Origin of the sequence: Kitasatospora sp. NPDC087271, from assembly GCF_044744605.1 — a bacterium.
Taxonomy (GTDB): Bacteria; Actinomycetota; Actinomycetes; order Streptomycetales; family Streptomycetaceae; genus Kitasatospora.
In genome coordinates this window covers 86,838-99,843 of the sequence record NZ_JBIUYQ010000023.1, presented here as the reverse complement: position 1 = coordinate 99,843, position 13,006 = coordinate 86,838, and the positions used below count along the sequence as shown (strand labels likewise).

The window sequence follows — 13,006 nt, the reverse complement described above, 5'->3', positions numbered from 1 at the left end:
AGCATAGTCATCGCCGGTCGGTGAGTGGGCGCCCGGTCAGTGGGCGCCCAGCCCGGTCAGCGCCCGGACCTCCAGTTCAGCGTACTTCGCCGGGTCGGGTCGGTCCTTGGAGAGCAGGGTGGCGATCCACCCGGCCAGGAAGCCGATCGGGATGGAGACCAGGCCCGGGTTCTCCAGCGGGAACCAGTGGAAGTCGGTGTCCGGGAACAGCGAGGTCTTCGCGCCGGAGACCACCGGGGAGAAGACCACCAGCACGACCGAGCTGATCAGGCCGGCGTAGACCGAGCTGACCGCGCCGGAGGTGGTGAAGCGCTTCCAGAACAGCGAGTAGAGCAGGGTGGGCAGGTTCGCCGAGGCGGCCACCGCGAAGGCCAGGGCGACCAGGGCGGCGGTGTTGAGCTTGCCCGCGAAGAGGCTGAGCACGATGGCCACCGCGCCGATCGCGACGGCGGCCCACTTCGCCGAGAGCACCTCCTGCTTCTCGGTGGCCTTGCCGCGCCGGATCACGTTGGCGTACAGGTCGTGCGCGAAGGAGGCGGAGGACGCCAGGGTGAGTCCGGCGACCACGGCCAGGATGGTGGCGAAGGCGACGGCGGAGATCACCGCGAGCAGGATCGCGCCGCCGGTGGTGCCGGAGCCTCCGCCGAGCACCTCGGCCAGCTGCGGGGCCGCCGTGTTGCCGGAGGCGTTGGCCGCCTTGATCGCCTTGGGGCCGACCAGCGCCGCCGCGCCGAAGCCGAGCGCCAGGGTCATCAGGTAGAAGACGCCGATGATGCCGATCGCCCAGAGCACCGACTTCCGGGCCGCCTTGGCGGTGGGCACGGTGTAGAAGCGGACCAGGATGTGCGGCAGGCCGGCGGTGCCGAGCACCAGCGCGATCCCGAGGCTGATGAAGTCGAGTTTGCTGGTGTCGCTGGCCCCGTACTTCAGCCCCGGTTCGAGGAAGGCCGCGCCCTTGCCGCTCGCGCTGGCGGCGGCGCCGAGCAGTTCCGAGGGGTTGAAGTGGTACTTGGCGAGCACCAGGACGGTCATCAGCGCGGTGCCGGCGATCAGCAGCACGGCCTTGACGATCTGCACCCAGGTGGTGCCCTTCATGCCCCCTATCACCACGTAGACGACCATCAGCGCGCCGACCGCGACGATGGTCCAGCGCTTGGCGGCGTCCCCGTTGACCCCCAGCAGCAGGGCGACCAGCGTCCCGGCGCCGACCATCTGGGCGAGCAGGTAGAAGATCGACACCACGATGGTGGAGACGCCCGCCGCGGTGCGCACCGGGCGCTGGCGCATCCGGAACGCGAGGACGTCCGCCATGGTGAAGCGGCCGGAGTTGCGCAGCGGTTCGGCGATCAGCAGCAGTGCGACCAGCCAGGCGACCAGGAAGCCGATCGAGTAGAGGAAGCCGTCGTAGCCGGAGAGCGCGATGGCGCCGGCGATGCCGAGGAAGGACGCGGCGGACATGTAGTCGCCGGAGATGGCCAGGCCGTTCTGGAATCCGGTGAAGCCGCGGCCGCCGGCGTAGAAGTCGGCCGCGTCCTTGGTCTGCCGCCCGGCCCAGACCGTGATCGCGAGGGTGGCCAGCACGAACAGCCCGAAGAGGGTCATCGTGATGCCGCGGTGCTCCGTGGCGGAGCTGGCGAGCAGGCTCATTCGGCGGACTCCCGGGGAGCGTGGACGACGGCGCCGTGGGCCTCGCGGATCGCGGCGGCGGTCGGGTCGATCCGCCGGTCGGCGTAGCGGGCGTACCAGGCGGCGATGGCGAAGGTGGTGACGAACTGCAGCAGCCCCAGCACCAGGGCCACGTTGATGTGCCCGACGACCTTGGCACCCATCAGGCCGGGCGCGTAGCAGGAGAGCAGCACGTAGAGCAGGTACCAGAGCACGAAGCCGATGGTGACCGGGAAGGCGAAGCTCCGGAACGAGCGCCTCAGGGTACGGAACTCCTCGCTCTCATCGATGAGTTGGACTTCCGTAGGGGTAGTGGTGATCGGCGGCGAATCCACTCTGTCTCTCCTCACTCCTTCGGCGTAGCGGTCGCACACGGGGAACGATCGGACGTGAGGGGCGTCACAATCCGTGTGCGCGCCGCGCAATGCTAGGAGCGCCGCGCCCGCCCCGAAAGGGGTTGACCGCGATCAGCCAGTCGTTCACCCTCTCGCGCTATCCAATTGGCCGAAAACCACCACTCGCGCCACTTCACAACACCGCCGCCACACGCCGAAGGGGCGGCACCGTCCAGCAGCGCCGCCCCTTCTGACACATCGTCAGAAAGAGATCCGGACCTTCAGCGCCGAGCGGTCGTCCATCGCCCGGTAGCCGTCCGGGACACCGTCCAGGCCCACCGTGCGGTCGAACACCAGACCCGGCTCGATGGCCCCGGAGAGGACGTCCGGCAGCAGGTCGGGGATGTAGGCGCGGGCCGGGGCGACGCCGCCATTGAGCGAAACGTTTCGGCCGAACATCTGACCGATGTCGACGCCCGCACTGCCGCCGTGCGGAACGCCGACGTAGCCCACCGCGCCGCCGTCCCGGGCGATCGAGACGGCCGTGCGCATCGACTCCTCGGTCCCGACGGCCTCCAGGACGGCGTGCGCGCCCTGGCCGCCGGTCAGCTCCTTGACCGCCTCGATCGCGGCCTCGCCGCGCTCGGCCACCACGTCGGTCGCGCCGAAGCGCCGGGCCAGGTCGGTGCGGGCGGTGTGCCGGCCCAGCGCGATGATGCGGTCCGCGCCCAGCCGGTGCGCCGCCAGCACGCCGCACAGGCCCACCGCGCCGTCGCCGACCACGGCGACCGTCACGCCCGGGCGCACCCGGGCCGACACGGCGGCGTGGTGCCCGGTGGCCATCACGTCGGACAGCGCCAGCAGCCCCGGCAGCAGCTTCTCGTCGCCCGCGGCCTCCTTCGGCAGCTTCACCAGCGTGCCGTCCGCGAACGGCACCCGCACCGCCTCGCCCTGGCCGCCGTCGGAGCCGACCTGGCCCCAGAACCCGCCGTGCGGGCAGGAGGTCTGCAGGCCCTCCCGACAGAAGTCGCAGCTGCCGTCCGACCAGACGAACGGCGCCACCACCAGGTCGCCCGGCGCGAAGCCGCGCACCTCGGCGCCCGCCTCCTCGACCACGCCCAGGAACTCGTGCCCGATCCGCTGCCCGGCCACCCGCTGGGCCACCCCGCGGTACGCCCACAGGTCGCTGCCGCAGATGCAGGCGTTCACCACCCGCACCACGACGTCCGTCGGGTGCTGGATCACCGGGTCCGGGACCTCTTCGATCCGGATGTCATTGGGGCCGTGGATCACGGTGGCGCGCATGGGAGTTCGTCCTTACGGAGTCGGCCGTCGGGGGGTGTCGACAGCCGGTGGATGGCGTCGACCGGATAGGCGACGCCTATGCGGAATACTCTATTCCGGTCGCTCGGCCGGAACATTTCGACCGGACACGGGCCCGGCGGCGCTTATCCTGTTGGACCATGCAACCGATCCAGCCCGAGACGTACGGCGCGCCGCGGACCGTCCCGGTCCCCGCCCAGCGCACCGCCGCCCCCGCCGAGGGCTTCGCGGTGGTCGACGTCGAGACCACCGGCCTCGGCCGCTCGGACCGCGTCATCTCGGCGGGCGTCTACCAGCTGGACCCGGACGGCGAGGTCACCGACCACTGGTACACCCTGGTCAACCCCCAGCGGGACCCGGGCCCGGTCTGGATCCACGGCCTCACGGCGGAGCTGCTCTCGGGCGCCCCGACCTTCCCGCAGATCGCCGACGAGTTCGCCGACCGGCTGAACGGCCGGGTCCTGGTCGCCCACAACGCGCTCTTCGACTGGAACATGATCTCGCGCGAGTTCTCCCGGGCCGGCCTGCGCGCCCCGGTCGAGCAGCGGATCTGCACCATGGTGCTCTCCCGCGACCTGCGGCTGCCGCTGCCCAACGGCAAGCTGTCCTCGCTCGCCGCCCACTTCGGCGTCCGCCAGCAGCACGCGCACAACGCCCTGGACGACGCCCGGGTGCTCGCCGAGGCGTTCCGCCCCAGCCTGCACCTGGCCCGCCAGGGCGGCGTCCCGCTGCCGGTGCAGGCCTGCGTGGCGGTCACCGACCTCGGCGAGGACGAGCCCGCCACCCCCGGCCGCGCCTCCTGGACCGGCGCCGCCTACCGCCAGGCCAAGAAGCGCCCGCCCTGCCCGTACCCCAACCCCGGACGCTGGGAGGACGGCAAGCCGCTGGTGCAGGGCATGCGGGTGGCCTTCACCGGCGACACCGCCACCGACCGGGAGCTGCTGGAGGACCGCGCCGCCGAGGCCGGCCTGCACATCGCCACCTCGGTGAGCCGGCTCACCAGCCTGCTGGTCACCAACGAGCCGAACAGCTGGAGCGGCAAGGCCCGCCGGGCCCGCGAGGTCGGCACGCCGGTGGTCGGCGAGGACGCCTTCCTCCAACTGCTCCGCGAAGTCGCGCCGCACCCCGGTGCGTGAGCCGGATGTGAGGTCGGCGTACCGTGCCCATGTGTACCGTTTTCTGCTGACCCGCCAGTGGCTGATCACCATGCTGATCGCGCTGCTGCTGATCCCCGCGACGATCGAGCTGGGCTTCTGGCAGCTGCACCGCCACGAGGCGCGGGTGGCCCGGAACGACCTGATCGGCAAGGCCCTCACCGTCGCCCCGGTGCCGTTCGACACGGTGTCGTCGACCCCCGGCTTCGCGGTGCCCAAGGACCTCATCTGGCACCCGGTGACGGCCACCGGGCAGTACGACACGGCGCACGAGTTCGTCGTCCGCAAGCGGACCGACTCCAGCGGGGACACGATCGGCTACTTCGTCATCACCCCGCTCAAGCTCTCCGACGGCAGGGGCAGCGTCCTGGTCAACCGCGGCTGGGTGGCCGGCGACGGCGGCGCCACCGCCTACCCGACGGTCCCGGCCGCCCCGACCGGCGAGGTCTCCCTCACCGGTCGGATGCGCGCCGACGAGACCACGGGCAGCAGCGGCATCAAGGACCGCGCCGGCCTGCCCGACCGGCAGTTCAACCTGATCAACACCGAGCAGCAGGCCAAGGAGACCGGCGTCACCACCGTGCTCGGCGGCTACCTGGAGCTCACCGCCACCACCCCGGCCCCCGCCGACCAGCCCGAGCTGATCCCCGAGCCCAACCACTCCGACATCGGCCCGCACATGGCGTACGCGATCCAGTGGTGGCTGTTCACCGCGATGATCCCGGTCGGGGTCGGGGTGCTGGCCCGCCGCGAGGCCAAGGACCGGGCCAAGCAGGCCGCCGAGGCCGAGGTGCCGGTCGAGGCCGTACCGGCGGCCTGAGGCCCCGGCGCGGAAGGACGGCCCCGCAAACGCCCCGGAGAACCGCCTACAGCACGTCCTCCAGCTCGCGCAGCAGCCGCGCCTTGGCCCGGGCTCCGACCACCGAGCGCACCGGCTCGCCGCCGCGGAACACCATCAGCGTCGGCATCGACAGCACCCCGTACGCGGCCTGGGTGCGCGGATTGCGGTCCACGTCCACGCTGACCACCCGCAGCCGGTGCGCCTCCTCGCGGGCGACGTCCGCCAGCACCGGCGCCATCATCCGGCACGGCGGGCACCAGTCCGCCGTGAAGTCCACCAGCACCGGACCTTCGGCCGCCAGCACCTCCGCGGCGAACGTGTCGTCCGTCACCGCGGGCACCCCTGGGATCTGCACCATCGTCTACTCCTTCGCCCATTCGTTCGCCAGTTCACAGCGCGGCGGCTGTCCGGAGGGCTCGGCCGCCAGCCCGTCCCGGGCCCGTACCGCCCGGTCGAACTGCCCGGCCACCCGGGCCCGGACGTCCTGCAGCCGGGCGATGCACTCGTCCAGTTCGGCGAGCTTGCGCCGGTACACCTCCAGCGAGGCCGGGCAGGAGTCGCCCTCGGGGTGGCCCGCCTGGAGGCACTCCACGAACGGGCGGGTCTCCTCCAGGCCGAACCCGAAGTCCTGCAGCGTCCGGATCTGCCGCAGCAGCCGCAGGTCCTCCTCGTCGTACGCCCGGTAGCCGTTGCCCGCCCGGCGGGCCGGCAGCAGGCCGAGCTGCTCGTAGTACCGCAGCGCCCGGGTGGTCGTCCCCGCCCGCTCCGCCAGCTCCCCGATCCGCATCCCCGCACCCGCTCTCCCGGCCCGCCTCCGCACGCCGCCGGGACCGACGGTAGACCTTGACCCGGACGTCAACGCCAGCCCGCCCCCGGCCCCACCTCACCCCGGCCCCCTCCACCGCCCCCGGCGCCACGCCACCCCGCCCCCAGCCCTCCCCCTCGCGCCCGCCACCCGGCAGGATGGCCCCATGGATCTTGGACTGAAGGACAAGGTGTACGTGGCCACCGGCGCCACCCGGGGCCTCGGCTTCGCCGCCGCCCGGGAGCTGGCCGCCGACGGAGCCCGGGTGCTGGTCAGCGGGCGCGGCAAGGAGTCCGTGGCCACCGCCGTCGCCGAGCTGGACGCCATCGGCGGCGCCGGGACGGCCCACGGCCTGGCCGCCGACAACGCCGACCCGGCGACCGCCGAACGGCTGATCGCCGAGGCGACCGGGCACTTCGGCCGGCTCGACGGCGTGCTGATCAGCGTCGGCGGCCCCCCGGCCGGCCCGGTGGCCACCGCCCCCGAGGAGGCCTGGCGCGACGCGTTCGAGTCGGTCTTCCTCGGCGCGCTGCGGCTCGCCCGCGCCGCCGCCGCAGCCCTCGGCGAGGGCGGCGTGATCGGCTTCGTGCTCTCCGGCTCGGTGCGCCAGCCGATCCCCGGCCTGGGCATCTCCAACGGCCTGCGCCCGGGGCTGGCGATGGCCGCCAAGTCCCTCGCCGACGAACTCGGCCCGCGCGGCATCCGGGTGGTGGGCCTGCTCCCGGCCCGGATCGACACCGACCGGGTGCGCGAGCTGGACTCCCTGGGCGGCGACCCGGACGGCGCCCGCGCCCAGGCCGCCGCGACCATCCCGCTCGGCCGCTACGGCACCCCCGAGGAGTTCGGCAAGGTCGCGGCCTTCCTGCTCTCCCCCGCCGCCTCCTACCTGACCGGTGTGATGATCCCCGTCGACGGCGGCGCCCTGCGCCCCCTCTAGGACGCACACGGGGGCGGGCGTCCGACTCCGCCCGCCCCCGGTTCACTCCACCCGCGGGGGCCTGCGCCGCCCTCGGCGCCGTCGCGACCCGGGCCGGGCGGCCTGGAGGACCCGGATCCGCAGGTCGGCGGGGAGTTCCGGGAGGCCCAGGCTGGTCCGGGCGTCGGTTCGCGGGCCGGTGTCGAAGTGCTCCACTAGGGCCGCCGGATCGCCACCGGGGGTGAGCCGGACAGCGCCCCGCAGCCGCGGATGCCCGGGTGCGCGCACCAGGCGTACGCCCGCGCGCTCGACTTCGGGGAGCGTGGCCGTCCCGTTCTCCAGCGCCTCTTCCAGCGCCCGGGTGCGGACCCGCAGCCGGAGTCCGGTGGCACCTGGCGTCGGCACGACGAGGCCGGCCGGGCCGCTGCGCCGCAGCTGCGCCACCAGCCACCAGGCGGTGCCCGCGATCACCACGGCCAGCCCGCCGATGACGGTGGGCCACCACCAGGTCGAATCCGCCCAGCGGGTGCGCGAGCGGGCACTGAGCACCGGCTGGTCCGGGGAGGTGAGCGGCCACCAGCCCGGCGGGTCGGCGCCGAGCCGCCGGTACAGGTCGAGCCCGCCGGCCAGCACCAGCACGCCGACGGCCAGCAGCACCGCCCCGACCACCCCCAGCAGCAGCCGGTTGACGCCCGTCCGCCTCATCCCGCCGCCCCCACCCCGGGCACCGCCCGCACGTCGAGGCGCAGCGGCCGGGCCAGCGTCACCCGTGCCAGCTCGTCCCGCAGTTGGCACTGGACCGACACCGGGTCCGCCGCCCCGATGAGGGTGACCCGGACGCGCCGGCGGCTGATCCGGATCCGCAGCTCGTCGATGCCCTGGAGTCCGGCGGCGCGGTCGGCGAGCAGGTGCCCGATGCCGGCCCGGTCGATGGCGGCGCCGGTGTCGCCGTGCGGGCGCAGCGGGAGCCAGCGGCCGAGACCGGGGGCGAGGGCCAGCCAGAGCAGCACCCCGCCGAGGAGGACGGCGGCGCCGGCACCCACCAGCACCCACAGGTCGTCGAGGTGACGGGTGGCCAGTTCGTCGGCGATCCGGGCGCGCCACCGGCGGGTCGGGTACCCGGCGCGGACGGCGACCACGTCGTACAGCAGCGCGCCCGCGAGCACCAGCAGCACGGTGGCGACGAGCGCCGCGACGACGGCCCGCGGCGCCCGCGGCCGCCGCACCTTCTCCGGCGGGGGCCCGTCCCCGACCGCCGTCGCCTCCTCGCCGGGCACCGGTTCGCCCCCCACACTCATGACACTCCCCCGGTCACCAGCCGCTCCACGACGACGACCACCTCGGACACCCTGGTCCCGGTGAACCCGGCGACCTGCGCGGCGACGCGTTCGCGGACGGCCCGGGCGAGCGCCGCGAGGTCGGCGGGGAAGGGCAGTGCGACGGCGACCCGGACGGTCACGGTGCTGCCGGGCACGGCCACCGAGACAGTGGGCGGTGCGCCCTTGGCGGTGCGGCCGGTCCAGGCGTCGGCGAGGGCCTCGCGGGCGGCCCGGGCGGCGATGCGGGCGTAGACGCGGTCGGCGATCCGGAGTCGGCCCCGGGCCGCGGGTTCGCGGCGGGCACTGGTGGTGGGAGCCGCCATCAACGGCGCCGGTCGCGGCCGCGGAGCAGGTCGCCGAGGTCGCCCAGCTCGATGTCGCCCTCCAGCAGGCGGCCGGCCACGAAGCCGACCAGCCCGAGTGCGGCGACCAGCAGGAACGCCGCGAAACCGCCGAAGTACCCGGCGAAGCCGAGGGCCATGCCCACCACCAGGCCGACGATGGCCAGGTTCATCCGCTACTCCTCGTCCTCGCTGCCGCCCGCCGCCGGGCGCTTCGTGGGCTCGCTACTTGAGTTTGGGCCGCTGCCCCGCGACGACCGTCTCCTCTTCCTCCTCCTCGACGTCCGGCTCGTCGGGGAGGTGGACGTCGTTGACCGCGATGTTGACCTCGACGACTTCCAGGCCGGTCATCCGCTCGACGGCGTCGATGATGTTCTCCCGTACCTGCCGGGCGAGTTCGGGGATGACCACGCCGTACTCGACGACCAGGGCGATGTCGATGGCGGTCTGCTTCTCGCCGACCTCGGCCTTGATGCCGCGCCCGACGCCGGACTTGCCGCCCGGCACCCGGTCGCGCATCGCGCCGAAGGTGCGGGCGAGGCCCGAGCCGAGGGCGTGGATGCCGTTGACCTCGCGGGCGGCCATCCCGGCGATCTTCTCGACCACGCCGACGGCCAGCGCCGTGCGGCCGCGCTCGCCGGTCGGCTTGCCGGCGTCGGTCGCGGCGGAGGCCGAGGGCGGCGAGGACGGCGCGTGGGCGGCGGAGCCGGCGGCCGCGGCGTGGCCGGGGTTCTTGTGCATGGTGGCGGGGGTCGGAGTGTCAGGCATGGGGGCGCATCTCCCGTCGTACGGCTCCAGCTATATCGCAAATCCCCATAACTCTGGCATTTCGCCACGTTCCGCGCCCGCCGGGAGGGCCACCGGGATGCCTCCGGAACGCCGAGGGCCCGGCCCGGGGAGCACACCCCGGGCCGGGCCCGTTCACACGACGCAGCCTGGCTAGTCGCCGATCCCGGCGAGGTCCCGCAGGCGGCGGGCCTGCGCCGCCCGTTCGGCCGAGCGCTGCTCGTCGAAGGAGCGGCCGGCGGCGCCCTGGAGCAGGGCCTTGGTCTCGATGACGGCGTTGCGCGGCGCGGCCAGCAGGGCGGCGGCGAGGTCGCGGGCGGCGGCGTCCAGTTCCGCACCGGGGACGGCCAGGTTGGCCAGCCCGATGGCGGCGGCCTCCTCGGCGCCGACCCAGCGGCCGGTGGCGCAGATCTCCAGCGCCCGGGCGTAGCCGACGAGTTCGGTGAGCGGCTTGGTGCCGGCCAGGTCGGGGACGAGGCCGAGCGAGGTCTCCTTCATGGCGAACTGGACGTCGTCGGCGACGACGCGCAGGTCGCAGCCGAGGGCGAGCTGGAAGCCGGCGCCGACGGCATGGCCCTGGACGGCGGCGATGGAGACCAGGTCGGGGCGGCGCCACCAGGTGAAGGCCTGCTGGTAGGAGGCGATGGTGTCGTCGAGCTCCTGGTCGGGGGCGCCGGCGAGTTGGAGGAAGGTGGGCTCGCCGGGGATGCCCTCGGGGGTGAACATGGCCCGGTCCAGGCCCGCCGAGAAGGAGACGCCCTCCGCACGCAGCAGGACCACCCGGACGCCGCCGGGCAGGTCACGGCCCGCGGCGGCGAGGGCGCGCCACAGGGCGGGCGACTGGGCGTTGCGCCGCTTGGGCTGACACAGGGTGACGACGGCGAGCTCGCCGTCGATCTCCAGGCGGACGCCGTCCTGCTCCCAGCTCGGGGCCTGCGGGTCGGTGACGGGGGCGGTCATGCGGGGACCTCCGGTGGCGAGGGGCTTGGCTACCGGAGAGTAACAAACCTGGGCGCGCGCCGGCAGGGCGCCGGCCCGGAAAGATCAGCGGAAGGGGAGCACCGGGGGGCGGACGACACCCCGGGCATGACGATCGGCGGCCGGTCCACTCGACCCGAGGGCGGACGATCGGTTCTCGTCTCCCCGGCCGGCGCCCTGCCGCCGCGCCATCCAGCCATGAGCTGACGGACCGTCAGGAACCGGCCCCGGCGGTCGCCTTGTTCTTGCCACGCGTGGCACCACCGCGGCCCCGGAGAATGACTCCGGACTCGCTCAGCATCCGGTGCACAAAGCCGTACGAACGACCGGTCTCCTCCGCGAGAGCGCGAATGCTCGCCCCGGAGTCGTACTTCTTCTTGAGATCGGCCGCGAGCTTCTCACGCGCGGCACCGGTCACCCGGCTGCCCTTTTTCAGAGTCTCGGCCACCCGTGCCTCCTCGTAGCGTTGCTCGGTCAGATTCCCATGATCACCCATCCACCGCTTCCTGGCCACCCATTCGGCAAGGTCGATGTCGGGAATGCGTGGTCCTGCGGTGGTGATCCGAGCGCAGCAGGGCGCTCACGTAGAGTGCGCGCCCCCGGGCGGATTCCGCCATCCGCCGAGAAAGGGCTGATCAGCAGTGTCGGCCCGACCACGATCGAGTGGCGGGCCGACAGGAAGTCCTTAAACGGAATCCAGGCTTTCTTCATTCCCGGACACGCCGTAAGTACTAGTTTTTCTGGTCCTGAAAGCGGAGATCGCGTCTACACCCGGTCAGGCCAGTGAGACCAGATCGGCGTAGGCCGGGCTCCAGAGGTCCTCGACCCCGTCCGGCAGCAGGATGATCCGCTCCGGCTGGAGCGCCTCGACGGCGCCCTCGTCGTGGGTGACCAGCACGACCGCGCCGGAGAACTCCCGCAGCGCGCCGAGGATCTCCTCGCGGCTGGCCGGGTCGAGGTTGTTGGTGGGCTCGTCGAGCAGCAGCACGTTGGCGCTGGAGACCACCAGCGAGGCCAGCGCGAGCCGGGTCTTCTCACCGCCGGAGAGCACCCCGGCCGGCTTGTCGACGTCGTCGCCGGAGAACAGGAAGGAACCGAGGATCTTGCGGATCTGCACCAGGTCGGTGTCCGGCGCGGAGGAACGCATGTTCTCCAGCACCGTGCGGTCCGGGTCCAGGGTCTCGTGCTCCTGGGCGTAGTAGCCGATCTTCAGGCCGTGGCCCGGGATCACCTCGCCGGTGTCCGGCTGCTCCACCCCGGCGAGCATCCGCAGCAGGGTGGTCTTGCCCGCGCCGTTGAAGCCGAGGATGACGACCCGCGAACCGCGGTCGATGGCCAGGCCGACGTCGGTGAAGATCTCCAGCGAACCGTAGGACTTGGAGAGCCCGCTGGCCATCAGCGGGGTCTTGCCGCAGGGAGCCGGGTCCGGGAAGCGCAGCTTGGCGACCTTGTCGTTCTGGCGCACCTGCTCCAGGCCGGAGAGCAGCTTCTCGGCACGGCGGGCCATGTTCTGCGCGGCCACCGTCTTGGTCGCCTTGGCCCGCATCTTGTCGGCCTGGGAGTTGAGGGTCGCGGCCTTCTTCTCGGCGTTGGCCCGCTCGCGCTTGCGGCGCTTCTCGTCGTCCTCACGCTGCTGCTGGTACTGCTTCCAGCCCATGTTGTAGACGTCGATGGCGGAGCGGTTGGCGTCCAGGTAGAAGACCTTGTTGACGACCGTCTCGACCAGCTCGACGTCGTGCGAGATGACGATGAAGCCACCCTTGTAGGTCTTCAGGAAGTCCCGCAGCCAGACGATCGAGTCGGCGTCGAGGTGGTTGGTGGGCTCGTCGAGCAGCAGCACGTCGGAGTCCGAGAACAGGATCCGGGCCAGCTCGACGCGGCGGCGCTGACCACCGGAGAGGGTGTGCAGCTCCTGGTTCAGGATGCGGTCCGGCAGGCCCAGGGCGGCCGCGATGGTGGCGGCCTCGGCCTCGGCGGCGTACCCGCCCTTGGTGAGGAACTCGGTCTCCAGGCGCGCGTACTTCTTCATCGCGTTGTCCCGGGTGGCGCCCTGGCCGTTGGCCATCCGGTCCTCGTTCTCGCGCATCTTCTTGAGCACGGTGTCGAGGCCGCGGGCGGAGAGGATGCGGTCCTTGGCGAGGACGTCCAGGTCGCCGGTGCGCGGGTCCTGCGGGAGGTAGCCGACCTCGCCGGAGCGGGTCACCGTGCCCGAGGCCGGCATGCCCTCGCCGGCCAGCACCTTGGTCAGCGTGGTCTTGCCGGCGCCGTTGCGCCCGACCAGGCCGATCCGGTCGCCGGCGGCGACCTTGAAGTTCGCGGACTCGATCAGGATTCGGGCACCGGCGCGCAGCTCGAGGGCGTTGGCGGAAATCATGGCGGAAACTACTCCTGGGACGTGGGCGGGCGGCCGGACGGGGCCCGGGGCCGGGCAGCGGGAAGGGGCGTCGTCGGTGGTCGGCACAGCGCACGGGGCGGTGCCGCGCGCCCGCTATTGCCCGGAGAAGTCAGCCATGACGGCAAGTCTACCGGGCCGCGCGGGAACC

Annotated in this window: 16 protein-coding genes; 3 read left to right on the top strand and 13 right to left on the bottom strand. The window is 73.1% G+C overall.

Annotation, left to right across the window (positions count from 1 at the left end):
* Positions 1-36: 36 nt before the first annotated feature.
* The 3 genes from ACIO9K_RS30485 to ACIO9K_RS30475 form a co-directional block, all read right to left on the bottom strand.
* On the bottom strand, positions 37-1,647 hold the full coding sequence (locus ACIO9K_RS30485) for a cation acetate symporter (RefSeq protein ID WP_350880245.1): 1,611 nt from the start codon (positions 1,645-1,647) through the stop codon (positions 37-39).
* Positions 1,644-2,000 (bottom strand): DUF485 domain-containing protein, encoded by a 357-nt coding sequence (locus tag ACIO9K_RS30480; RefSeq protein WP_063349620.1) that lies wholly within the window; start codon positions 1,998-2,000, stop codon positions 1,644-1,646. The genes ACIO9K_RS30485 and ACIO9K_RS30480 overlap by 4 nt, the downstream gene beginning before the upstream one ends.
* A gap of 261 nt (positions 2,001-2,261) precedes the next feature.
* Entirely contained in the window at positions 2,262-3,305 is a 1,044-nt protein-coding gene (locus tag ACIO9K_RS30475; RefSeq protein WP_363618533.1) for a zinc-dependent alcohol dehydrogenase family protein, read from the bottom strand.
* Positions 3,306-3,463: 158 nt separating this feature from the next.
* Between ACIO9K_RS30475 and ACIO9K_RS30470 the strand changes: the two genes are divergently transcribed.
* Both ACIO9K_RS30470 and ACIO9K_RS30465 read left to right on the top strand, forming a co-directional pair.
* The gene (locus tag ACIO9K_RS30470; protein ID WP_363580645.1) at positions 3,464-4,459 is read left to right on the top strand and encodes a DEDDh family exonuclease; all 996 of its coding nucleotides are present in this window, start codon (positions 3,464-3,466) and stop codon (positions 4,457-4,459) included.
* Between the two features lie 31 nt (positions 4,460-4,490).
* Positions 4,491-5,297, top strand: a complete 807-nt coding sequence (locus ACIO9K_RS30465) for an SURF1 family protein (protein ID WP_400334756.1) — start codon at positions 4,491-4,493, stop codon at positions 5,295-5,297.
* Positions 5,298-5,343: 46 nt separating this feature from the next.
* Here the strand turns inward: ACIO9K_RS30465 and trxA are convergent, their stop codons facing one another.
* Together trxA and ACIO9K_RS30455 are read right to left on the bottom strand one after the other, a co-directional pair.
* On the bottom strand, positions 5,344-5,676 hold the full coding sequence (trxA, locus tag ACIO9K_RS30460; RefSeq protein WP_063349617.1) for a thioredoxin: 333 nt from the start codon (positions 5,674-5,676) through the stop codon (positions 5,344-5,346).
* 3 nt (positions 5,677-5,679) lie between these two features.
* Positions 5,680-6,105, bottom strand: coding sequence for a MerR family transcriptional regulator (locus ACIO9K_RS30455; protein ID WP_350880255.1), 426 nt, complete (start codon positions 6,103-6,105; stop codon positions 5,680-5,682).
* Between the two features lie 184 nt (positions 6,106-6,289).
* On the opposite strand from ACIO9K_RS30455, the gene ACIO9K_RS30450 reads away from it, so the two are divergent.
* Positions 6,290-7,060 (top strand): SDR family oxidoreductase, encoded by a 771-nt coding sequence (locus ACIO9K_RS30450; protein WP_400334754.1) that lies wholly within the window; start codon positions 6,290-6,292, stop codon positions 7,058-7,060.
* Between the two features lie 42 nt (positions 7,061-7,102).
* Here the strand turns inward: ACIO9K_RS30450 and ACIO9K_RS30445 are convergent, their stop codons facing one another.
* The 8 genes from ACIO9K_RS30445 to abc-f form a co-directional block, all read right to left on the bottom strand.
* Positions 7,103-7,744 (bottom strand): alkaline shock response membrane anchor protein AmaP, encoded by a 642-nt coding sequence (locus ACIO9K_RS30445; protein ID WP_400334752.1) that lies wholly within the window; start codon positions 7,742-7,744, stop codon positions 7,103-7,105.
* Positions 7,741-8,337, bottom strand: coding sequence for a DUF6286 domain-containing protein (locus ACIO9K_RS30440; RefSeq protein WP_363618541.1), 597 nt, complete (start codon positions 8,335-8,337; stop codon positions 7,741-7,743). Before ACIO9K_RS30440 ends, ACIO9K_RS30445 begins: the two co-directional genes overlap by 4 nt.
* Positions 8,334-8,681, bottom strand: coding sequence for an Asp23/Gls24 family envelope stress response protein (locus ACIO9K_RS30435; RefSeq protein WP_363580635.1), 348 nt, complete (start codon positions 8,679-8,681; stop codon positions 8,334-8,336). The genes ACIO9K_RS30440 and ACIO9K_RS30435 overlap by 4 nt, the downstream gene beginning before the upstream one ends.
* Entirely contained in the window at positions 8,681-8,872 is a 192-nt protein-coding gene (locus ACIO9K_RS30430; protein WP_063349611.1) for a hypothetical protein, read from the bottom strand. The genes ACIO9K_RS30435 and ACIO9K_RS30430 overlap by 1 nt, the downstream gene beginning before the upstream one ends.
* A 52-nt stretch (positions 8,873-8,924) precedes the next feature.
* Positions 8,925-9,440, bottom strand: a complete 516-nt coding sequence (locus ACIO9K_RS30425; RefSeq protein WP_400334775.1) for an Asp23/Gls24 family envelope stress response protein — start codon at positions 9,438-9,440, stop codon at positions 8,925-8,927.
* A 198-nt stretch (positions 9,441-9,638) separates the two neighbouring features.
* Entirely contained in the window at positions 9,639-10,445 is an 807-nt protein-coding gene (locus tag ACIO9K_RS30420) for an enoyl-CoA hydratase/isomerase family protein (RefSeq protein WP_363580631.1), read from the bottom strand.
* 232 nt (positions 10,446-10,677) lie between these two features.
* On the bottom strand, positions 10,678-10,911 hold the full coding sequence (locus ACIO9K_RS30415; RefSeq protein WP_030059940.1) for a helix-turn-helix domain-containing protein: 234 nt from the start codon (positions 10,909-10,911) through the stop codon (positions 10,678-10,680).
* A gap of 327 nt (positions 10,912-11,238) precedes the next feature.
* A complete protein-coding gene (gene abc-f, locus ACIO9K_RS30410; RefSeq protein WP_363618545.1) occupies positions 11,239-12,837 on the bottom strand; it encodes a ribosomal protection-like ABC-F family protein in 1,599 nt (532 codons plus the stop codon).
* Positions 12,838-13,006 lie beyond the last annotated feature (169 nt).